22 protein-coding genes are annotated in these 21,892 nt (G+C 36.8%); 11 read left to right on the plus strand and 11 right to left on the minus strand.

Features of this window, described 5'->3' with window-relative positions; translation table 11 throughout:
* Positions 1–15: 15 nt before the first annotated feature.
* Positions 16–390, plus strand: a complete 375-nt coding sequence (locus tag AC1DFT_RS13765; protein ID WP_478159322.1) for a YtxH domain-containing protein — start codon at positions 16–18, stop codon at positions 388–390.
* Between the two features lie 23 nt (positions 391–413).
* The gene (locus AC1DFT_RS13770; protein ID WP_478159323.1) at positions 414–1,382 is read left to right on the plus strand and encodes a YihY/virulence factor BrkB family protein; all 969 of its coding nucleotides are present in this window, start codon (positions 414–416) and stop codon (positions 1,380–1,382) included.
* Between the two features lie 18 nt (positions 1,383–1,400).
* Here AC1DFT_RS13770 and AC1DFT_RS13775 read toward each other — a convergent pair whose 3' ends face one another.
* From AC1DFT_RS13775 to AC1DFT_RS13785, 3 genes are all read right to left on the minus strand, one after another.
* Complete coding sequence (locus AC1DFT_RS13775) at positions 1,401–3,287, minus strand: heavy metal translocating P-type ATPase (protein ID WP_478159324.1); 1,887 nt, start codon at positions 3,285–3,287, stop codon at positions 1,401–1,403.
* A gap of 147 nt (positions 3,288–3,434) precedes the next feature.
* Positions 3,435–4,964, minus strand: a complete 1,530-nt coding sequence (locus tag AC1DFT_RS13780) for a fumarate hydratase (protein WP_478159325.1) — start codon at positions 4,962–4,964, stop codon at positions 3,435–3,437.
* A 1,195-nt stretch (positions 4,965–6,159) separates the two neighbouring features.
* Entirely contained in the window at positions 6,160–6,348 is a 189-nt protein-coding gene (locus AC1DFT_RS13785) for an SE1561 family protein (protein ID WP_478159326.1), read from the minus strand.
* A 406-nt stretch (positions 6,349–6,754) separates the two neighbouring features.
* Between AC1DFT_RS13785 and AC1DFT_RS13790 the strand changes: the two genes are divergently transcribed.
* A complete protein-coding gene (locus AC1DFT_RS13790; RefSeq protein ID WP_478159327.1) occupies positions 6,755–7,951 on the plus strand; it encodes an MFS transporter in 1,197 nt (398 codons plus the stop codon).
* Positions 7,952–8,105: 154 nt separating this feature from the next.
* A complete protein-coding gene (locus AC1DFT_RS13795) occupies positions 8,106–8,546 on the plus strand; it encodes a hypothetical protein (protein WP_478159328.1) in 441 nt (146 codons plus the stop codon).
* A 60-nt stretch (positions 8,547–8,606) separates the two neighbouring features.
* Here AC1DFT_RS13795 and AC1DFT_RS13800 read toward each other — a convergent pair whose 3' ends face one another.
* The 7 genes from AC1DFT_RS13800 to AC1DFT_RS13830 all read right to left on the minus strand — a co-directional run bounded on the left by AC1DFT_RS13800 (position 8,607) and on the right by AC1DFT_RS13830 (position 14,393).
* Positions 8,607–9,698: an alcohol dehydrogenase catalytic domain-containing protein gene (locus tag AC1DFT_RS13800; RefSeq protein WP_478159329.1), complete on the minus strand. Its 1,092-nt coding sequence runs from the start codon at positions 9,696–9,698 to the stop codon at positions 8,607–8,609.
* 173 nt (positions 9,699–9,871) lie between these two features.
* On the minus strand, positions 9,872–10,297 hold the full coding sequence (locus tag AC1DFT_RS13805) for an SRPBCC family protein (protein ID WP_478159330.1): 426 nt from the start codon (positions 10,295–10,297) through the stop codon (positions 9,872–9,874).
* A gap of 111 nt (positions 10,298–10,408) precedes the next feature.
* Complete coding sequence (locus tag AC1DFT_RS13810; RefSeq protein WP_478159331.1) at positions 10,409–10,675, minus strand: hypothetical protein; 267 nt, start codon at positions 10,673–10,675, stop codon at positions 10,409–10,411.
* Between the two features lie 141 nt (positions 10,676–10,816).
* Positions 10,817–11,146, minus strand: a complete 330-nt coding sequence (locus AC1DFT_RS13815) for a DUF3889 domain-containing protein (RefSeq protein ID WP_478159332.1) — start codon at positions 11,144–11,146, stop codon at positions 10,817–10,819.
* 69 nt (positions 11,147–11,215) lie between these two features.
* Positions 11,216–12,592, minus strand: a complete 1,377-nt coding sequence (rlmD, locus tag AC1DFT_RS13820; protein WP_478159333.1) for a 23S rRNA (uracil(1939)-C(5))-methyltransferase RlmD — start codon at positions 12,590–12,592, stop codon at positions 11,216–11,218.
* A gap of 45 nt (positions 12,593–12,637) precedes the next feature.
* Positions 12,638–13,444, minus strand: coding sequence for a polysaccharide deacetylase family protein (locus AC1DFT_RS13825; protein ID WP_478159334.1), 807 nt, complete (start codon positions 13,442–13,444; stop codon positions 12,638–12,640).
* Between the two features lie 52 nt (positions 13,445–13,496).
* The gene (locus AC1DFT_RS13830; protein ID WP_478159335.1) at positions 13,497–14,393 is read right to left on the minus strand and encodes a TIGR01777 family oxidoreductase; all 897 of its coding nucleotides are present in this window, start codon (positions 14,391–14,393) and stop codon (positions 13,497–13,499) included.
* A gap of 103 nt (positions 14,394–14,496) precedes the next feature.
* Between AC1DFT_RS13830 and recX the strand changes: the two genes are divergently transcribed.
* Genes recX through AC1DFT_RS13845 form a run of 3 tightly spaced genes read left to right on the plus strand, consistent with a single transcriptional unit; the run spans position 14,497 to position 15,899 of the window.
* Positions 14,497–15,309, plus strand: coding sequence for a recombination regulator RecX (gene recX / locus AC1DFT_RS13835; RefSeq protein ID WP_478159336.1), 813 nt, complete (start codon positions 14,497–14,499; stop codon positions 15,307–15,309).
* Positions 15,302–15,631 (plus strand): YfhH family protein, encoded by a 330-nt coding sequence (locus AC1DFT_RS13840; RefSeq protein WP_478159337.1) that lies wholly within the window; start codon positions 15,302–15,304, stop codon positions 15,629–15,631. Before recX ends, AC1DFT_RS13840 begins: the two co-directional genes overlap by 8 nt.
* A gap of 1 nt (position 15,632) precedes the next feature.
* The gene (locus tag AC1DFT_RS13845; RefSeq protein ID WP_478159338.1) at positions 15,633–15,899 is read left to right on the plus strand and encodes a YfhJ family protein; all 267 of its coding nucleotides are present in this window, start codon (positions 15,633–15,635) and stop codon (positions 15,897–15,899) included.
* 43 nt (positions 15,900–15,942) lie between these two features.
* Here the strand turns inward: AC1DFT_RS13845 and AC1DFT_RS13850 are convergent, their stop codons facing one another.
* Positions 15,943–16,923 (minus strand): metal-dependent hydrolase, encoded by a 981-nt coding sequence (locus AC1DFT_RS13850; RefSeq protein WP_478159339.1) that lies wholly within the window; start codon positions 16,921–16,923, stop codon positions 15,943–15,945.
* Between the two features lie 125 nt (positions 16,924–17,048).
* On the opposite strand from AC1DFT_RS13850, the gene mutY reads away from it, so the two are divergent.
* The 4 genes from mutY (at position 17,049) to AC1DFT_RS13870 (ending at position 21,154) form a co-directional block, all read left to right on the plus strand.
* Positions 17,049–18,113: an A/G-specific adenine glycosylase gene (gene mutY, locus AC1DFT_RS13855; RefSeq protein ID WP_478159340.1), complete on the plus strand. Its 1,065-nt coding sequence runs from the start codon at positions 17,049–17,051 to the stop codon at positions 18,111–18,113.
* Between the two features lie 90 nt (positions 18,114–18,203).
* On the plus strand, positions 18,204–18,419 hold the full coding sequence (locus tag AC1DFT_RS13860) for a gamma-type small acid-soluble spore protein (protein WP_478159341.1): 216 nt from the start codon (positions 18,204–18,206) through the stop codon (positions 18,417–18,419).
* A 387-nt stretch (positions 18,420–18,806) separates the two neighbouring features.
* The gene (ntdP, locus tag AC1DFT_RS13865) at positions 18,807–19,346 is read left to right on the plus strand and encodes a nucleoside tri-diphosphate phosphatase (protein WP_478159342.1); all 540 of its coding nucleotides are present in this window, start codon (positions 18,807–18,809) and stop codon (positions 19,344–19,346) included.
* 59 nt (positions 19,347–19,405) lie between these two features.
* Entirely contained in the window at positions 19,406–21,154 is a 1,749-nt protein-coding gene (locus AC1DFT_RS13870) for an ABC transporter ATP-binding protein (RefSeq protein WP_478159343.1), read from the plus strand.
* Positions 21,155–21,892 lie beyond the last annotated feature (738 nt).

Here is a 21,892-nt window from a genome sequence, read left to right on the forward strand (position 1 = left end):
CACGGAGGTTATTAAATGGGTGAAAGCAAATTTGTTAAGGGTGTAGTATGTGGTGCTCTTATTGGTGGTGCATTAACCATGTTAGACGAAAAGACAAGAAATGCAGTTGTCCAAAAATCAACTAGTATTGGACGTCAAATAAAATATTACAGTACAAATCGACAGGAATTAAAAACAATCGTTGAAGATCAACTAACAAAATGGAAATCATTTTACGAGCAGATGAATTCCGATGCTACTTACATTTCGCAAAAAGTAAATGAAGTAAAAGAAATGACTCCACAAGTCAAGACACTGGTAACTGACACGAAAGAAGCATTTGTACAATCTAAAGAGGAATACAAATCAATTGTCGTCCCTGAATCGGATGAGTATATCGTCAAACAATAATGTACATGGAAGGAGAGGATGAAGTGAAACATAAACAGGAACAAAAGCATGTTGTTGAAGAGCATTCTTCATCCTCTACTAATTGGTTTAATAAGTTAAAATTTCTTGATATCAAAAAGAAAGAAAAAAAGATAGAAATGCCCCTAGATTTAACGACATGGGGGGGATATTTTAAACATTTAATCGTACACATTCAAAAAACAGATATTACTGGACTAGCAGCTCAACTTGCTTACTTTTTTTTATTATCGTTATTTCCTTTACTTATTTTTATCGTTACCTTATTACCTTATTTAAATTTGGATGAAGCACAAGTATTTCGCTTTCTAGAAAATTATGCTCCAACGGATGTATATATTCTTATCGAAGATACTCTTATAGACATTTTAACGACTCGAAACGGTGGGTTGTTGTCCTTCGGGATTATCGCCACCATTTGGTCAGCTTCCAACGGGATGAATGCAATTGTAAAATCATTAAATAGATCCTACAATCTGGATGAAACTCGACCATTTTTTATCGTACGAGGTATGTCGGTTATCTTCACATTAGTCATGATTATATTGTTTGTTGTAATGCTTGTCTTACCCGTGTTCGGGCAACAGATTGGTACCATATTATTTTCTTATTTCGGTTTTGAAGAAGGGTTTGTAAAACTTTGGAATAGTTTAAGATGGACGATTACTCCGTTCATTATGCTAATTGTTCTAACTGCCTTGTTTTGGATTGTACCTAACCAGAAACTGTTTTTACGTAGTGTATTTCCAGGAGCAGCATTTGCAACAGTAGGTTGGATAATCGTGTCTATAGGTTTCTCTTACTATGTTAGCAGTTTTGGAAATTACTCTTCCACATATGGCAGTATCGGAGGAATCATCGTTCTTATGCTTTGGTTGTATATCTCTGGTATCGTGTTATTAGTCGGTGGTCAAATAAATGCCGTCACACAAGAACGAAAAATAGCAATAGAAAAAGCAGAGGGACTAGACTAAACTAGACCCTTTGCTTTTTTAGTTTCTATTTAACATTCTTAAACCATTTAAAATTACTAAAATTGTACTGCCTTCGTGACCAATAACGCCTAAAGGTAAGTCTACTGTTTGTAAGAAATTAGAAATGATTAAAACTGTTATGACGGCAATAGAAAATACAATATTTTGTTTCACAATTCGTTGCATTTTACGTGACATTTTCACAGCATAAGCAATTTTCGATAAATCATTTTTCATGAGCACAACATCGGCAGTTTCGAGTGCTACATCTGTTCCTTCTCCCATTGCAAATCCTGTCGTTGCTGTTGCAAGAGCGGGGGCATCATTAATACCATCTCCAACCATTCCTACAAATTTATACTCTTTCAAAAGTGCCTTCATATGCCCTACTTTTGTTTCCGGAAGACATTCTGCGATGTAATGATCGATTCCCGCTTCTTTTGCAATTACTTTTGCTGTTGTTTCATTGTCTCCAGTAAGCATAACTGTTTTAATGCCTAACGAGTGAAGCAGTTTTATCGCTACTTTCGCTTCTTCACGTACGGTGTCTTTTAATGCGACCGCCGCAGCAATTCCTTTTTCATCTCTCATAAAGATAACCGTTTTCCCTTGTGTGGCAAAAGTTTCTGCAATGCCATGATGGAATGCATGGGCATCTTCTTTATTTACAAAGTCTGGCTTGCCAACAATGATTGTTTGCCCGTGGATGTTCGCTTGTAAGCCGAATCCTGGTTTATCCTCAATAGGAAGAGAGGGGAGTTTACCAATTCCTTTTGACTGAGCATACCTTGTAATTGCTAGTGCTAAAGGATGATTGGACTGCGCTTCTATCGTTGCTAACGTAGTCAGTGTAGCGTGCATATCTAAATCTTCCCGCACGAAGAAATCTGTTACAATAGGTTTTCCTTGTGTTAAGGTACCTGTTTTATCTAGTGCAATAGCTTTCATCTCACTAATGTTTTCTAAGTGAACGCCACCTTTAAACAAAATACCATTTTTTGCACCATTTGAAATTGCTGCAAGTGTTGCCGGCATGATCGAAGCAACAAGTGCACAAGGCGATGCCACTACTAATAAAACCATTGCACGATAGAAAGTAGTGTTCCAATCCCATCCAAGTAAAAAGGGTGGAAGGAATAACATGAACCCAACTGCAATAAGTACAACTTTAACGTACGTACCCTCAAATTTTTCGATAAATTGCTGAGCAGGTGATTTCTCATCTTGTGCAGACTGAACTAATTGAATAATTTTTTGGAAAAGAGAATCTTCGTTTGCTTTCGTCATTTCCATTGTAATAGCGCCACTAATATTAACGGTACCAGCAAATAGTTCATCATTCACTTGCTTCGATACAGGAATTGATTCACCGCTAATTGCCGCTTCATCAATGGATGTTGCTCCACGCATTACGATTCCGTCAGCCGGAATTCGTTCTCCTGGTTTTACAACTAAATAATCTCCTAATGTAAGCTCTTGAACAGGGACACGAGTTACCGTGCCGTCGTTGCTTAGTTTCCAAGCTTCTTCTGGTTGAAGCTCCATTAATGAAGAGATTTCCTTATTGCTTTTATTCATCGTATACGTTTCTAACGCACCACTAACCGCAAAAATGAATATTAAAATAGCTCCCTCGGTCCAATATCCGATGATAGAGGAGCCAATAGCTGCTAAAATCATCAGCATTTCAACATTTAGTTCTTTATCTCGTATCGTTGCTTCTATACCTTCTTTTGCTTTGGCGAAACCTCCAATAACAAATGCTAGTATAAAAAAGAAGATAGAAGTTGTTTCATTTCCAACTAACCAGGCAATTAAAATGAGTATTCCTGAAAATAGTGCAGCTACCAGTTCTGCATGTTGGGTTATCGGTTTTCTTTTTATAAATTCATGAACTGTTGACATGTATAGTACCCTCCTTGATAATGAATTTCACTTTTATTTGAGTGTATAAAATAGCAAAAATGGATTTCTGAGTAGAAATCCATTTTATATTCATTACTAATTTATAATAATTATAATGTAGAAGGTACTACAAGTCAATTAATTAGATTAATTATAAACTGGTTCTTTATAAGTCGCTAATTTTTCTAAGGAAGATTTATCGACATCTGCATGTAGGCTGTTTCCATGAGAGTCCATCGTTACAACTGCAGTGAAGTTTTCCACACGCAAATGCCACATTGCTTCTGGAATACCGAACTCCATTAAATCAACACCTTCGACATCTTTAATGCAGTCAGCATAATACTGCGCCGCTCCGCCAATCGCATTCAAATAAACGCCGCCATGTTCTGCTAATGCTGCAAGTGTTTTCGGACCCATACCACCTTTACCGATTACTGCGCGTATACCGAACTTTTTCATAATATCGCCTTGGTACGGCTCTTCCCGAATAGATGTTGTCGGACCAGCCGCACGGACATGCCATTTACCATCTTCATCTTTTTGCATAACTGGACCACAGTGATAAATAATTTGCCCATTTAAATCAACTGGAGCATCATTGCTCATTAAATGATGGTGAATTGCATCGCGTCCTGTATACATACGCCCAGTAATAGACACGACGTCTCCAACTTGAAGGGAACGAATTTGTTCTTCTGTAATAGGAGCTTGAAGTTCCACTACTTTTTTTGGTACTTCTTCGGTTGTTTCTTCTTTAAATTCAATTTTTTCTCCTTCTTGGTAGTGCCATTCAATAATTTCGCCACTCGTTGGATGGATATTAATCGCCATACGACGATAAGCCCAACAGTTATAGGCAACACTTACGTAGAAACTTGCTGGAATACGGTGCATGACGCCAATTTTACAGCCAAGCAATGTTGCTTCTCCGCCGAATCCCATTGTTCCGATACCTAGTGTATTTGCTTTTTCTACTATATAAGTTTCTAAACTAGCAAGATCGGGATTTGGATTCGTATCTTCGACATGACGGAATAATTGTTCTTTTGCAAGATCATATCCGGAAGAACGATCTCCACCAATGCCTACTCCGATAAACCCTGCTGAACAACCTTGTCCTTGAGCCTGGTAAACAGAATGCAAAATACATTTACGAATGCCATCTAAATCACGTCCAGCACGACCTAAACCTTCTAACTCAGTTGGTAAGCTATATTGAATATTTTTGTTTTCACAGCCGCCACCTTTTAAAATGAGCTTCATCTCAATATAATCTTCTTCCCATTGTTCGAATTTGATAACGGGAACACCTTCGCCTAGGTTGTCTCCACTATTTGCTCCAGTTAAGGAATCTACAGAATTAGGACGAAGCTTTGCATCCTTTGTAGCGCTTACAATTGCACGTTTTATGGCTGCTTTTATTTCTAATTGGTTTACGCCAATTGGTGTTTTAATCTTAAATGTCGGTAGACCAGTATCTTGGCAAATAGGTGAAACATTGTCATCTGCCATTTGAATATTATTTGTAATTGTATCTAAACTCATTGCTGCTCGTGTACCAGCATTTTCTGCTGCTTTTGCTTTTTTTATAGCGCGTCGTACGTCTTTTGGTAGGTTTGTAGATGTTTCAGTAATTAAATCATAAATACTTTTTTCTAATTGCTCCAATTGCATGTTGTAAACGCTCCTTTTATGTATGAAAGTTCTAAACACTTTTAGTATACTATTATATTTCTATTAAAAAAAGAGTAGGTCCATTGAGAGTCGATCAAAAACTGGCGTGTCAGAGCATACTCATTCGTTTCCGTAACAAAAGTGCTAAAGCGCCTGTCCCTCCCCGATAAAGCAAAAATGGATTGATGCACATAATAGGTATACTGCGTCTTAGTGAGGCGAATAAAGTGTCCGCTGTGATTTTCGCTACAGTCATACGCTTTCCGCCGGGTGAGCGATGAGCCATCCCCGCCGCCCTTAGGCGTACGTTGGGATGTCTCATTAGCCCAGGCAGAGGAACAAAGGCTAAGAGCGCCACATCGTGTGGCAACGCCTTCGTGACCAACGTCCTGTTGGCCTCCGGCAGGAGTCGACGCTATAGCGAAAATCAGTGGAAATTGCCCAATTATCCATACCATCCCATTAAAAAACAAAATTTCAACCAGTTTTTCCATTGCATGCATCCAGTAAATGGCTTAGGGCAACCAACCGATCACTGGGAGCAACCAATTCTATATGGAAAGCAACCAAATCAACACGAGAGCAACCAAATTACTCGTGTAAGCAACCAATTCTCAAAATGGCTCTTTACTTGATGTGAGACAACTATAATTCCGACATATTATATGTCTTAAAGCCCGTCGAACACGCCTGGCCGGCATCTACTCGACTAGTTTGTCGTGTTCAGCTATCTTATTGTCGCGTTCGAGGTGTGCATTGTCGCGATCGCAGTGGTTATGGTCTCGTTCAACCATTTATTGTTAATATGGGATCCCAATAATTAGGCAATTTCCATTGATTTTCGCTGCTGGCGGCGACTCCAGTGGAGGCCAACACGATGTTGGTCACGAAGGCGTTGCCACACGATGTGGCGTTCTTAGCCTTTGTTCATCTGCCTGAGTAAGATGAGACTTCACAACGTACGCGCAAGCGGCGGTGAAGGCTCATCACTCACCCCACGGAAAGCGTACGACTGCAGCGAAAATCAGAGCGGTTACTAGTCAACGCACTACGACGCATTAACCCTATATCACGTACAAAATAAAAAATCCCATAGCTTATTTTGCTTAAAAAAGTTATTCACATGTTGAAACTTTTATAGTTTCTTAGGCAACAAAAAAAGCTTGGAAAAGGTGCTTTCCAAGCTTCTTTCAAATTAGTCAAATTTCGTATTTTTAAACTGCTCCATTTTTAACTCTAGATCATCCATCATTTGAATAAGACGATCGATATCTTCTAGGTCAGTAGTTTCAGGTTCGATAGTGTCTAATACTTCTAAAAACATTTGCAGTCGATCTTTTAAATAAGATACTTGTTGTTCTGGATTTGAAATTTGGTTACCCACAGAATAACACCTCACTTTATGATAAGGATAAAACAAATCGAAAAGAAAAGATAGTTCGAAGTAATTATTTTTATAATTAATGTATTTTGAATATTTACATTTATCTGTCTATATGATAAAGTATCTATAACGCATACATAGAAGGGAGGGCGTAGTGAATAGTCGAAACCATTCATTCAGTATAAGGAGGGGATTTAGACATTTCACCGGCAACGCCGCAAATGCAATTATGAAGACTCAAAAGGATATTAGTTATATGTAAAAGGCTCAGTCAGATCTAATGTAGATACCGACTGAGCCTTTTGTTGTCGTTTAAGAAAAATATTAAATATTATCGGTTAAGTATACATAAAACTTTGATACACTACTAATAGGAAAAATTTATAATAAATTAATGAGGTAGTGTATGGAACAATTTACAGTAGTAGAAAGAAGAAGGTTTTGGATACTTGTAGCAATTGTATCTATATCAGGATTTTCACAAGGAATGTTATTGCCGCTTATATCCGTTATATTTGAGCAGGACGGGGTAAGCCCGATGATAAATGGATTAAGTGCAACGGGTCTTTATATTGGAACATTATTGATATCCCCTTTTATAGAACCGCCACTGCGTAGATTTGGTTATAAGCCGATTATTATCGTAGGTGGTTTAATCGTCATTGTTTCCTTATTACTTTTTCCTTTATGGAAAAGTGTAGCTTTTTGGTTTGTTTTAAGATTATTCATAGGAATTGGCGATAATGCACTTCATTTTTCTACACAAACTTGGATTACTAGTTTTTCGCCTCATCATCGTTTAGGCCGAAATATTGCTATTTATGGTCTTTCTTTTGGTGTAGGATTTGCTGTTGGCCCGTTGTTTGTTCAACTAGTAGAAATTTTTGAAGGACTGCCCTTTATCATTTCAAGCATTCTTTGTTTATGTGCATGGGTACTTATTTTCTTCGTGAAAAATGAAAAGCCAGAGATTATTAAGGGTTCTTCTGCCCACGGAGGAGGGACGTGGAAACGTTTTGGAGCTGCGTTTGCAGTTGCTTGGGTTGCATTTATACCGCCCTTTAGCTATGGTTTTTTAGAATCATCGCTAAATGCCATTTACCCAGTTTATGCACTCCGTAATGCGATGGAAGTCACAAGCTTATCATACATATTGGCAGCTTTTTCAATAGGTGGGGTTGTCTCACAATTACCTTTGGGTGTATTAAGCGACAAAATAGGAAGACGAAAAGTGCTGATCATCATGATAGGACTGGGAGCAGTAACTTTTGGAATAGCGAGCTTTTTCGAAACTTCCTCTTTAACGATAGGTACACTATTTTTCGTTGCAGGTATGTTTGTTGGTTCCACGTTTTCACTTGGCATTTCGTATATGGCTGATCTGACGCCAAAGGAACTTCTCCCAACTGGCAATTTGTTGTGTGGAATTTCTTTTAGTATTGGAAGCCTTTCTGGTCCATTTTTAGGTGGTCTTTTTATTCAGCTATTTGAAGGAGTCAGTTTTTTAGTGCTAGTCGCGCTTTTACTAGGTGCGCTCGCATGTATTATCTTTTTCGCTAATCCGCTAAAGGGTAAAAAGCTGGATGAAACTACATTGTATTAAAATTAATAAAGCACTACAGATTCGTATTTCTTATGAGGAAATGCCAACTGTAGTGTTTTTTATATAAGTGGGAATATTCAATTAAATAAAGGTGCAAATATATCCAATTATGTATATGATAATTACAATAGAATTATAGAAGGGAGGAAATACATTGCGTGAAAAATGGTCTCCATATGTTTGGAAATTATTATGGACCATCGGGTTAATTGCTTTATTGATTTTAAGTTACAAGCTCGAGATAAAGGTGAAATATCATGTTTCCATTACATTCCAAATGCTCCCTATGATTTGGTTCCAATTTATAGCTAATTTTATATTGGGTATTTATCTTTCTTTACTTTTTATCAAAAACTGGTCAGTTAAATGGAACTGGTCCTTAATCGTTTGTGTCACTTTACCATTTTTAATCCTTTCTATTTATCTTCCCATTGCTATTACATTCGTACAAAGTTTGGCACAAGACCCTAATAATTTTTCAGTGCCTTTTCCAATTTGGTTGATGACAATAACTACTCATGGGATTCCAGCAATAGTAGTGGGATTAACGCTAATGATCGGATTATTTAGTAAACCAACTCGAACAAATAACTAAGAATGAATAGACGTGAAATACCAGATTCAAATAAGAATTTGGTATTCCACGTCCTCCACGCTAAGGTTTTAAGACGAACTTAATACTTTCTTCCTCATGATCATGGAAAATTTTATAGGCATCACTTGCCTTATCTAAAGGAACACTATGTGTAATAATTTCCCTTGGGTCAAACTCTCCTTTATTAATCATGTCATATAGCATTGGCATGAAGTGAATAACTGGTGCTTGCCCCATTTTGAGCGTTACGTTGCGTTCAAAGATACTTCCAAGAGGAAACATGTTATATAGTGCACCGTAAACACCGGTCAACTGAATCGTTCCAAACTTTCTAACTGCGTTCAAGCCGATGTCGATGGCACTCAATGTTCCGCCTTGAAGCTTCAATTTTTGTTCTACCTTTTCCATGACATTCAATTTTCCATCCATTCCTACACAGTCGATAACAATATCAACACCACCATTTGTGATTTCTTTAATATGACTTCCCATATCATCGAAATCCTCGAAATTATATGCTTCCACTTTATTCATCTTAACTGCATGATTAAGGCGATAAGGGAGATGATCTACAGCAATCACTCGTTTAGCACCTTTCATCCAGGCAAACTTTTGCACCATTAATCCAATTGGGCCTGATCCAAGTACAGCAACTGTATCGCCAGACTTCATACCTGAATTTTCTATGCTCCAATAAGCAGTAGGAAGGACGTCAGATATAAACAGCAATGATTCATCTTCTAATTCACAAGATTCGGGAATAACAAAAGGCATGAAGTTGCCATATGGAACTCGTAAAAATTGGGCTTGTCCTCCTGGATAATTGCCATATCGTTCCGTATAACCAAGATATCCTCCCGAATCCACCTTTGGGTTATCATTTGAATTGTCACACTGACTTTCCAAATCATTTTGACAGTAAAAACATTCCCCGCAAGATACGTTAAAGGKAATAACGACTCGATCTCCTTTTTTTACTTTAGTTACACCTGGTCCGACTTCTTCGACGATTCCCATCGGCTCATGACCAATGATGAAGTCTTTTTGAGTAGGAATGGAACCTCTATAAATATGAAGGTCAGACCCACAAATTGCAGTCGTTGTGATTTTAACGACTATATCATCCTTTTTTTCAAGTTTGGCATCTGGCACTTCTTTTACTTTGATATCTTTAGCTCTACTTTCTACTTAGTCTTTACCTATTTGGATATAAAAAAACTTAAAACATTTTTAAATTGATGGAAATTATTATTGTAAGCAAAGTTTCAATGGAACAATAAAAACAAGGGCAATCAAGACGTTGAAAGCCTTGATTGCCCTTGTTTTTATTGTTGTTCAGCATACTTTTTAAAATTATCTAAAATCGCTTGCCAACCTTGTTGCTGAAATTCAATTGGATTTTGTGATTCTGGATCAAATACTTCTATAATCTTCGTGTTATTTTCTTGGCTGATAAAAGATATTGCCACTTTTCTTTCGTCTCCTAATGTATATGAGATGAACTCATTTAAATTTACTTCATCATACACGCCACCAAAATCGAAACCAAAGCTGCCGTCTTTCGCTTCCATTCGGGAAGAAAATTTACCACCAACTCTTAAGTCATTTTCAGCAGATAGTGTATGCCAATCATCTGAAGCGCTATTCCATTTAGTAATATGCTCTGGCTCCGTCCAATATTTCCAAACTTTTTCTACCGGTGCATGAACGATTGTTTCAATTGTAATTTTTGCATTGTTTTCGCTTGCCATTTTTTAGCCACCATTCTTTATAAAATTTGAAAGATACTTTGTGATTATAGTCACATCGTAACATAGCATCTCCCTATTTATAAAGTGAAAACCAAAAAGGTTAACCAAAATTTAATATTTATTAAAACGGCGCGGTTTCTCGTTGTTTACTTGTTTTTTTAATTTTTTTACTTCATTGTTTAAATAGTCGATCTGTTTCTGTAAAGTGTAATTGTCAATTTGTTCTTTTCGTTCTTCTTCTAGCGCTAAAACTGCGGAAACAGTAGATATCACATCGCCGAATGTTGATACCAATTCACCGATGACAGCAAGCTCAGCTGCGCTGATTACTTTATTGGAATCTTGATTATTTTGATTAATGCTCTCATTATTTGTCATTAACAAGATAACCTCCGATATAAAAAAATAAAACAACTCCCTTAATCATATGCGTATAAGGAAGTGCTTATGTGAAACTGACTGAATCAACAAAAAAGGTTAACCAGATAATTTGGCTAACCTTTTATACATATTGATGGTTTATTGAGAAGTTTCTTGTAGCTTAATATTAACGACTTCTTCCGTCTCAGTAGTAAACTCAATTGTTACAAAAACACCGAATTCGTGGTCACCGTCTTTTAACCAAAGCTTAAACTTTTCAATGGTGGAATCCGCATTAGATTCACGTCCTTCATGCAAATAATCAATAATACTTGCATGGGGATATTTTGATTGTGCCTCATTTAAAGCAAGCTTTCCCCATTTAGCATAGGCTGGAGTTTCTTGTAGGACAGGAACAATAGTTGGGATATATATTAAAGCTGTATTGACAGTAAGATAAATCCCAACTGCAAAAAACGCTTTTAGCAAAATTATACTCATCTCCTTTTCTATAGGATGAGTATATTTGCTTAAAATCATTCCAAACTAAAGCTATTTTTACTTCTTCAATTCCAACAGCGTAACAGCTTCCACATGTGAAGTTTGGGGGAACATATCTACTGGTTGGATATATTTCACATTATATATTTTAGTTAGCTGTTGTAAATCCTTGGCAAGTGTAGATGGGTTACAAGAGGTGTAAACAAAACGTTTTGGTTTGATGTCTAGGATGGTTTTTAGTAATTCGTCCTCGAGACCAGCTCGTGGTGGATCTACTGTCAGCACATCTGGAACAAAACCTTCATTTTTCCATTTTCCAAGCCACTGTTTAGCTGTTCCTTGTACATATTTTGTATTGTTAAAGCCGTTTCGTTTTGCATTTCTTTTCGCATCTTGGATAGATTCTTCTATGATATCCATTCCGCGAACTTCTTTTGCATTTTTAGCAAGCCATAGTCCAATTGTTCCTACGCCACAATAAGCATCGACAACTGTTTCGTTCCCGGTTAAAGAAGCTGCTTTTTCAATTTCATTATATAAATGCTCGGTTTGTTCAGGGTTCAACTGGAAGAAGGCGCGTGCAGACAAATCAAATGCAAGTTCTCCAAGCTTTTCATGGATTGTTTCTTTGCCGAATAGATTAAATGTCGTTTCACCAAAAACAAGGGATGTTTTTTCTGCATTAATATTTTGGCTAATGGACACAATATTAGCATCGATTGTTCGTATTAGTTGTACAAGTTCTTCTTTATGTGGCATTTTCTTTTTCGTTGTAACAAGGGTTACTTGAATTTGTCCTGTTTTCATACCAGTACGTACAACGATCGTACGAACGATTCCTTGAGGATTTTTTTCGTCATAAATAGGGATATTCAATTGCTGTAGAAATCCTTTAATTTCATTTGTAATATGTGTTGTTACTGGATGTTGAACGATACATTTATTAATATCGATGAGTTTGTTAGAGCTTTCAGCGTAAAGCCCTGCAATGACTTCATTGCCAAGCTGTCTTACTTGGAACTGGCTTTTATTACGGTAGTTCCATGGATCTTCCATTCCGATTGTTTGTTTTACTTCCATATCTTCTGCTAAATCTTTCACATAACGCTCGAGTGCTTGGATGACTAGATCTCTTTTTTCGATTAGCTGTCTTTCGTATGACATATGTTGAAGTTGGCAGCCACCACATGCGTCATAGATTAGACATGGTGGAGTTACTCGGTCTTTGGATGCTTGACGGATTTTCTTAATCTCAGCTTCTGCATAATTGTTTTTTGCTTCTGTTACTTGTGCTGTAATTACCTCGCCTGGAAGCGCACCTTTTACGAAAACGACATTTCGTTTAAAGAATCCGACACCTTCTCCGTTTATGCCGAGTCTTTTTATCGTTAGTGGGAATTCTTGTCCTACTTGTATTACTGTTTGTTCTTTCATTTCCTCACGTCCTTTATAATCTTCCTTACATTATAAAGGAGATTATCAAGGATTAAAAGAAAGCGGAATATCCTGATTATTCATGTTCAGTTCATCAAGTGTTCCGAAAGAATACCCCATTTTTCTAGCTTCTTCGATGAACATTGGGAGACCTTCTGCATTGTCAGGGGAAACCGTATGCATCAGAATGATTGCACCTGGATGTATTTGAGACATTAATTGATCAAAAGCATATTTGCCGCCTTTTTTCTGATCTTTGTGCCAATCGATAAAAGCAACGGACCAAAAAATATGCTGATAACCGATTTCGTTTGCGGCTTCTAATACTTTTTCGTTAAAAATTCCTTCTGGCGGACGTGTAACAGTCGTTCTTTTAAGCGAAGTAAGTTCACTTAGCTTCTTGTCAAATTCTATTAGTTCCTGTTGAATTCCTTCTTTGGAGAGCCTTGCTAAGTTGGGATGTCCGTAAGAGTGATTTCCTATTTGATGACCATCCTTAATCATACGTTCAACTAGTGGTGTGGCACTTTTCAAATAATGTCCTGTTAAAAAGAAAGTCGCCTTAATATTTTCCTTTTTAAGCGTATCTAAAATACTTTCTGTATAGCCGTTCTCATACCCATTGTCGAAAGTGAAATAAATAATCTTTTCATCTGGTGAACCTTTATAAATGGCACCGTGTTTTTCAAGCATTGCATCTAACTCTGCACCGGCTTCGGCTGGAATTTCCTTAGTCGCTTTTTTTAATCCCCAATGAATTTCCTGCGCTTGTGCGGAGAATGGCTGGTAAACAAATCCCATACTCAATACAAAAGCCGCGATAACGATTCCAAATAAATGATATTTCCACATGTAAAACACAACCTCCTTTTTCAAGTAGATTGCGCTAGAGTACTTTATTTATTCACTGATAAATATTAGTAAGAGCATTTGGTAAATGAGGAAATTCAAAAGTGAATCCATTTTTCAATAATACTTCTGGAACAACATGTTGACCCTCAATGACTAACTGACTTTTTTCTCCAAGTGCCATTTTTAAAAGGAATGCTGGAACAGGGAAATAATGGGGACGTTTTAAAGTATTGGCTAATATTTTTCCGAATTCCTTCATAATTTTTGGTTCGGGGGCTGTTACATTGAAAGGACCATGTATTTCATGCTCTACAGCAAAAAGAAGAGCATTTGCAACGTCTTTTACATGAATCCAGGACATCCAATTTTGACCAGAGCCAATTGGACCTCCGACGAACATTTTATAAGGAAGCGCCATAAGAGGGAGCGCACCTTCATTTTTCCCAAGAATGATACCGAATCTGCCGTAAGATACACGAACACCTAAACTTTGAGCTAGTTTCGCTTTTTGCTCCCAATCATGGACCGTTTTTGCCAAAAAGTCTGTCCCGATTTCAAGTGATTGCTCTGTATAAATTTTATCATTTGAGGCCGGATAAATACCAATTGCACTGGCGTTTATAAGAACTTTTGGTTTGAGATTTAAATTTTTAATCATACGAAATACTTCATTTGTAGCTTGCATACGACTGTCATATATCTTCTTTTTTTGTGTTGCAGTCCAGCGACCGTTATTAATAGATTCACCAGCAAGATTGATAAATGCATCGATTCCATTTAAATCCTTTTCAGGAGCAGCATCTTCCGTTAGCCACTTAATATAGGTCACATTATTTGTTTGTTTACTAACAGAACGGGATAAAACAAAAACATCATGCCCTTTTTCAATTAACAGCTTGGTCAATTCTCTTCCAACAAAACCAGTGCCACCAGTTATTGCAATTTTCATATTACATCCAACCTCCTCTTTCCAACATCTTAGCATGCGAAACGTTTATCACCTATGAATATATACGTTATAATAGTAGAAAGATGAATGGAGAGATTTACTTATGCCGGTTATTACAAAAATAGGTAGACAAAAAAACAATAATGAACGGTATAATTTATACTTAGATGAAAAGTACGCCTTTAGTGTGGATGAGGCAGTGTTAATAAAGTATCAACTTAGTAAAGGAAAAGTAATAGAAGACTTCACCATTGATGAAATGGTTTTTGATGATGAAGTAAGAAAGGCTTATAATAAAGCGATTAACTTTCTAAGCTACCGCATGCGGAGCGAGCATGAAGTAAAACAAAAGTTACTACAAAGTGAATTTGGAGAAGCCGTCATACTGGAAGCTGTCCGTAAATTGTATGAACATGGTTTTTTAAACGATGAAAGTTTTACTAAAGCATTAGTAGCAACGCAAAAGAAAAATAGTAAAAAGGGTCCTGCTGCAATCCGTCAAGAGTTAAAGAAAAAAGGAATTGAAAAAGACCTGCAAGAAAAAATATTGCAAACGTATTCGGAAGAAGAGCAACTGACCATTGCACGTACCTTAACCGAAAAAATCATCAATCAAAATGAAGCAAAAACGCCAAGCCAAATCAAACAAAAAATACAGGATACTTTGCAAAGAAAAGGATATAACTTTACAATTATTTCCCAAGCAATAGACTCGTTCGAACTCGATAAAAATGAAGAAGAGTGGGAAGAGATTATCGGCAGTCAAGGGGAAAAAATTTGGAGAAAATACGCATCCAAATATAAGGACTATGAGTTGAGAGTTCGTGTTAAACAAGCCTTATATCAAAAAGGATTTCCTGCTGAACATATTGACCTTTATATAGAAAAAAAGGAGCTTGAACAACAAGATGACTGAAAAAAAATATAGTGATATGACCGAACAAGAACTGAGAACAGAAATTGCCAATTTGAAAGAGAAAGCTCGAAAAGCAGAACAGTTGGGCATTGTTAATGAGTATGCAGTATATGAAAGAAAAGCAACGATGGCGCAAAGCTTTCTGACAGATCCAGCATCGATTAAACCAGGCGAACTTTACCGAATTACTAGTGACCCAGGTGTATTCTTTCAAGTGGAGTATTTGAAAGGGAGATTTGCATGGGGATACCGATTAGGCGGCGATAGGTACGAAGAAGCATTACCTATTTCATTATTAGAGCCATTAAAGGAAGGAAAATAATATGCAAAGAAAAATAGATGAGTTAACTTATCAATTGCTCGAAAAAAATGACCAACTATCTGCAGCTAAAGCACGTGCATGGATTGAACTACTATGGTCGGATTTTGAATCGTCTTATGCCCGCGCAGGCTATGAATACAAAGGGGCTGCGGTAACGGAAATGGTTATTAAAAAATGGATTGACGGATATGGTGAACAGTTGCATGAATTTGCTAGCACGAATGAAAAGTATAAACATTTACTGGAAACTGACGATTTTTTGCATTAATAAAAAAAGCTAGGATATGTAAAATCCTAGCTTTTTAAATATTTCAGTTTGGCATGAAGTCGAGTTTCTTTCGGAGTTTGTCTTCGCTAAAAATCCAACCTGTGTAGGAGTTAACAATTTCAAGCTCTTCATTTAAATGGGCTACTGCAACAAATGGATAATAATCATTACTTCTATAACGAAGATCGATTAATCGGACTTCGTATAATTTTTCAAATTTCGTTATTTCCCATCTAAATATTGGTGAGAATGAGGTAAATGCACTTAGGTTTTTATCTTCTAGTGCGGCCTCAACTAAATCTGTTTCGGGTAAGGGTACTTTTTCGAATTTATCATAGATAGAAATGGATCTACCATAAGCCCGTCCAACATAATGATGCGTTTCGGAAATAGCCGCAACTCGCCATTGAAAAAACTTCATCGTTGGAGCGACAATAATTTCATCCGCATCGGGTATTGTATGCTTCACGGAATTTTTAACCGCACTTTGAACGGCAAATCGTAAAATGTAATAGACGAAAATAATCGCGTACATAATAAGAAAGGTTGAGACTGGATTTGCACCAAACATCCAAAACAACAAACCGACTACGTGGATACCGAAAATAATCGGATCGAATGTATTAATAACACCGAGCGCAACCCATTTTCTTGAAAATGGTCGTAAGGCTTGTGTTCCATAAGAATTAAAAATATMAACAAACACATGTAGAAAAACGGCCAAAAACGTCCAGAGCCATAAATGCAATAAGTTTGCTTCAGGCATTATAAGCCATAGTACACCTGAAATGAGGAGCGGCCATAATATAACTGCTGGTATAGAATGCGTGATGCCTCGGTGATGTCGAATATACACCGCGTTATTTCGCAATTTTAAAACAGTATCTATATCAGGTGCCTGAGATCCAATAATTGTACCTGCAATAACTGCAGTAGTAGTTAGGGTACTACTTGCAACGACGGGATCCGCAAGTGCTAATCCACCAAGTGCAATACCCATAACAATATGTGTACCTGTATCCATACTTTACCAGCTCCTTTTTGGATACTAAGTTATAATAATCATAAAATAAAATCGATAAAATAACAAAGTACTTATATTTGATATACCCTATTTTCCATGTCACTAATCGTAAGGAAGGATTTACATTGAACGAATTATATAAAACACAAGTCAAAAATGCTTTAGTATCCTGGTTTTTAGAGGAAAAACGTGATTTGCCATGGAGGAAGACAAAAGATCCTTATAAAATTTGGGTGTCAGAAGTGATGCTCCAACAAACAAAAGTAGATACCGTTATACCTTATTATGAAAGATTTATCGCAAAATATCCTTCCTTAGAATCACTTGCATATGCAAAAGAAGAAGAATTACTGAAGGAATGGGAAGGTTTAGGCTATTATTCCCGTGCGCGCAACTTACAAGCTGGTGTGAAAGAAGTCGTCGAATCATACGGGAGTGTCGTTCCAAGCACTCGTAAAGAAATTTCTACATTAAAAGGAGTAGGACCATATACCGCGGGAGCAGTTCTAAGTATAGCTTACGGAGTTCCAGAGCATGCAGTAGATGGCAATGTCATGCGAGTTCTTTCTCGACTTTTGTTGATAAAAGAAGATATTGCGAAGCCAAAAACGAAGAAAATATTTGAAGAAGCAGTAATGGAGTTAATCGATGAGGATAATCCTTCTGCATTCAATCAAGGCTTAATGGAATTGGGAGCGGTCATTTGCACACCGACAAAACCAAAATGCTTACTTTGTCCAGTTAGAGAATATTGCACGGCATTTTTTGAAGGAATGCAAGAACAATTACCGATTAAAACAATTAATAAAAAAACGAAATTACATAAAATGAAAGCAGTTGTTGTGGAGAACGATCTTGGTCAAATTTTATTAGAAAAAAGACCTTCAAAAGGTTTACTCGCGAATATGTGGCAATTCCCTATAGTAGAGCTACCTACTGCAACACATACTACAGAAGAAGTAATCGAACATGATTACGGGATAGAAATTTTAAAAGGGGAAGAACTAATAGCCTTCAAACATGTTTTTTCTCATTTAGTATGGGAGATGGAAAGCTTTGAAGGAAAGTTACTAGGTGAAAAGGAACTTCCTGTTTCGTGTAAATGGTTTACAAAAGAAGAAATAGAAATCCTCCCAATGCCAGTACCAGTTTTAAAAATATGGACTGCATGGAAAGAAAGAAATAAGTGACGGAAGCGACAGAAATATTTTAAATTATTTTTTAAAATGCATATAAAGCCTGAAAGTGTGCAAGATATATTTGTACCGGAGGTGAAATCCATGACAAAGAAAAATAACTCTTCAGAAACTGATGTTCAAGAAGTAAGAGAACAAAACCGCCAATCTCAAAGCGGTCAGTCTCAGAATAAATTCAAGACCCCTGAATTTGGTTCTGAAACTGATGTTCAAGAGGTAAGAGAACAAAACCGTCAAGCAGAAATGCGTAAACAAAAAGCTAGCGGTAATTTCGGTGGTTCTTCCAACCAAACAAAATAATTACATGGATTCACCAAAAATCAGCGAAGGCATTTTGCCTTCGCTGATTTTTTATGTACTGTTTATGGGAAGTTTCAGAAAACAAGCTACACTTAATAGCCACTTATGATTTTTTTACTATAGTTTTTTGAAACGGATTGTTATAATGATTAAATAAGTAAACAAACTTAACTTAATTCGGGAGGGCGCTGAATTAAGTTAAAGCCTCCGGCGGATGTCACAGATTTTGTAAGGAGTATATCGAGCAAGCTCTGGCCAGTCTGATGCAAGTCAGTTAGCTGTTGTCGCAAGGATGCGATGCTCTTCATATAACTTCCTTACTTGATCTGGACGCGAATACGTCAAGGCGAATTTGACTCAAACGCTTGTCGAAAAGGTKGCTAAAAGATGGCGATTCCAACAGAAGGAGAAATGATACAAATTCACAGCTACAAGCATAATGGTAGCATCCACCGTGTCTGGCAGGAAACAATGGTTTTAAAAGGCACTAAAAATATTGTGATAGGGGCAAATGAACGGACGCTTGTTATTGAGGCAGATGGTCGGACTTGGGTTACACGAGAACCTTCTATTTGTTACTTTCATGCCGAACATTGGTTTAACATTATTTGTATGTTACGAGAAGATGGTGTATACTATTACATCAATATAAGTTCGCCTTTTGTTTATAGTGATGGACGGTTAAAGTATATTGATTATGATTTAGATGTAAAGGTTTTTCCAGACATGACCTATACAATTCTAGATGAAGATGAATACGAACAACATAAAAAAGATATGAAGTATCCAGAAGAAATGGACGGTATTTTGGATCGAAATATTGAAAAACTTATTTCTTGGATAAAGCAAAGAAGGGGTCCATTTGCACCAGATTTTATCGAGGCATGGACAAGTCGATATCATTTTTATAAACAGTTAAATGAGTAGACGAAAAACCTGTTGAATACAAGCAACAGGTTTTTCGATTTTTGAAAGGAAGTCATTACATGGGATCTATGAAACGGTATATGCAATTTGTAAAACCATATAACTTTCAAATATTTATAACGCTAGTTATTGGGATTATCAAATTTGCGATACCATTATTTATACCAATTCTTATTAAAATCGTTATTGATGATATTATTGGTGCAAAAACATTGACAGCAGACGAAAAAATTCATCAATTAGTATATTGGCTTGGTGGAACTGCATTAGTCTTTCTTATCGTGCGTCCGCCGATTGAATATTATAGACAGTATTTAGCACAGCTAGTAAGCAATAAAATACTCTATGATATAAGGGAAAAACTTTATATTCATCTTCAAAAACTCGGATTAAAATACTATTCGAATACGCGTGCTGGAGAAGTTATTTCCAGGGTAATAAATGATGTAGAGCAAACAAAGAACTTTGTCATAATTGGGCTAATGAATGTTTGGTTAGATTTAGCAACTATACTCATTGCCATTGGAATTATGCTTACAATGAATGTAAAGTTAACCCTTGTTACATTGCTTGCGTTCCCGTTCTATGCATTTAGTGTAAAATACTTTTTCGGAAGACTTCGCGATTTAACGAGAAAACGTTCGCAAGCATTAGCGGGTGTTCAAAGTTATTTACATGAACGGGTACAAGGTATGAGTATTATTAAAACCTTTACATTAGAAAAGCATGAACAAAAATTATTTAATGAAGCGAACGGGGAATTTTTAGATAAAGCAGTCGATCAAACAATTTGGAATGCCAAGGCGTTTGCTGTTGTTAATACGATAACCGATATTGCCCCATTACTAGTTATTGCTTATGCAGGATATGAAGCGATTAACGGAAGATTATCGGTCGGAACGATGGCTGCTTTTGTTGCATATATAGAACGTTTATATAGTCCACTTCGTCGTTTAGTTAATTCCTCTACAACTTTAACGCAGTCTTTTGCATCGATGGATCGTGTTTTTGAATTGATGGATGAAAAGTATGACATTGTTGATAAAAAAGGAGCATCTACATTAAAGAATGTAACAGGAGAAGTAACATTCTCAAATGTTTCATTTCAATATGAAAAAGATGGGAATACAATATTAAACAATGTAGATTTCCATGTTAAAGCTGGTGAAACGATTGCATTTGTAGGAATGAGTGGCGGTGGTAAATCAACTATTATAAGCTTAATCCCAAGGTTTTATGATGTAACAAGTGGTAGTGTCCGAATTGATGGGCACGATATTCGTGATGTAACGATTGAATCATTGAGAAAGCAAATAGGAATTGTGTTACAAGATAATATTCTATTTAGTGATTCGGTTAAATCGAATATATTAATGGGAAAACCAGATGCGACAGATGAGGAAGTAATAGAAGCAGCTAAAGCGGCGAATGCACATGATTTCATAATGGAATTACCGGAAGGATATGACACAAAAGTAGGCGAACGTGGCGTGAAGCTTTCAGGTGGTCAGAAGCAACGTGTAGCCATAGCTCGCGTATTTTTGAAAAATCCTACAATCTTAGTTTTAGATGAGGCAACTTCAGCGTTAGATTTAGAAAGCGAATCTTTAATACAAGATTCGTTAGAGCGTTTAGCATCGAATCGTACAACGATTATTGTTGCACACAGACTTTCAACAATCACGCATGCGGATAATATATTCGTTATTGAAGATGGTCGAGTAGTTGAAAACGGAAGTCATGCGGAATTAATGAATCAACAAAATGTATATTATAATTTGTTCCAAATTCAACAATTAGATAAATAATAATTATGTAAAGCTCCTGAAGAAATAACTTCGGGAGCTTTTCTATTTTTAAAATTAATATAAGGTATGTTACTTTTTAGGGAAACTGTGACGTAGTGCGTTGAATGAGGTATCAGCTGGGATTTTCGCTACAGGGCGGACGCTTTCCATGGGGTGAGCGATGAGCCTTCACCGCCGCTAGCGCGTACGATGTGAAGTCTCATCTTGCTCACTTGATCCCAGTGGAGTCGCCGCCCTGCAGCGAAAATCCATGGGAATTACTATCTAATTTAGTGTCGACACATATCAAAGGTTAAATTAATCCATTCTACTATGTAATGTTTATAAAATCTAATTAGAAAATGCAGTCTCGAAATAAAGAGCACATCTTTTAGAATAAARTTAATTTCTATCAACCACTTATTGGAAGGATTCCTCCTATTCCTTGTTATCTCACTCCAAGTAAAGAGCTGTTTTAAGAATTGAGTGCTTTCACCGGCAATTTGGTTGCTCTCGCACTGATTTAATTGCTTTCCGAGTAGAATTGGTTGCTTTCCATGAATAGTTGATCGCCCWAATCCATTTTCTAGAATCATATATTTGAAAATCTATATAAAATTTTGGTTTTTAGCTAGTCGGCACTAATAAGTAAGCATTTTCTGTTGATTTTCGCTGTTGGCGGCGACTCCTGCCGGATGAGTGGGCAAATGAGACATCCCAACGTACGCCGAAGCGGCGGGGATGGCTCATGGCTCACCC

This window comes from Psychrobacillus sp. 05T411 (genome assembly GCF_056396485.1).

Coding starts and splice junctions, on each gene's coding strand:
- ntdP (WP_478159342.1), top strand. CDS start 18,807: ATGGCGATTCCAACAGAAGGAGAAATGATACAAATTCACAGCTACAAG.
- AC1DFT_RS13805 (WP_478159330.1), bottom strand. CDS start 10,297: ATGGCAAGCGAAAACAATGCAAAAATTACAATTGAAACAATCGTTCAT.
- AC1DFT_RS13845 (WP_478159338.1), top strand. CDS start 15,633: ATGCAAAGAAAAATAGATGAGTTAACTTATCAATTGCTCGAAAAAAAT.
- AC1DFT_RS13810 (WP_478159331.1), bottom strand. CDS start 10,675: ATGACAAATAATGAGAGCATTAATCAAAATAATCAAGATTCCAATAAA.
- AC1DFT_RS13765 (WP_478159322.1), top strand. CDS start 16: ATGGGTGAAAGCAAATTTGTTAAGGGTGTAGTATGTGGTGCTCTTATT.
- recX (WP_478159336.1), top strand. CDS start 14,497: ATGCCGGTTATTACAAAAATAGGTAGACAAAAAAACAATAATGAACGG.
- AC1DFT_RS13825 (WP_478159334.1), bottom strand. CDS start 13,444: ATGTGGAAATATCATTTATTTGGAATCGTTATCGCGGCTTTTGTATTG.
- AC1DFT_RS13830 (WP_478159335.1), bottom strand. CDS start 14,393: ATGAAAATTGCAATAACTGGTGGCACTGGTTTTGTTGGAAGAGAATTG.
- AC1DFT_RS13870 (WP_478159343.1), top strand. CDS start 19,406: ATGGGATCTATGAAACGGTATATGCAATTTGTAAAACCATATAACTTT.
- AC1DFT_RS13840 (WP_478159337.1), top strand. CDS start 15,302: ATGACTGAAAAAAAATATAGTGATATGACCGAACAAGAACTGAGAACA.
- AC1DFT_RS13775 (WP_478159324.1), bottom strand. CDS start 3,287: ATGTCAACAGTTCATGAATTTATAAAAAGAAAACCGATAACCCAACAT.
- AC1DFT_RS13790 (WP_478159327.1), top strand. CDS start 6,755: ATGGAACAATTTACAGTAGTAGAAAGAAGAAGGTTTTGGATACTTGTA.
- AC1DFT_RS13860 (WP_478159341.1), top strand. CDS start 18,204: ATGACAAAGAAAAATAACTCTTCAGAAACTGATGTTCAAGAAGTAAGA.
- rlmD (WP_478159333.1), bottom strand. CDS start 12,592: ATGAAAGAACAAACAGTAATACAAGTAGGACAAGAATTCCCACTAACG.
- AC1DFT_RS13780 (WP_478159325.1), bottom strand. CDS start 4,964: ATGCAATTGGAGCAATTAGAAAAAAGTATTTATGATTTAATTACTGAA.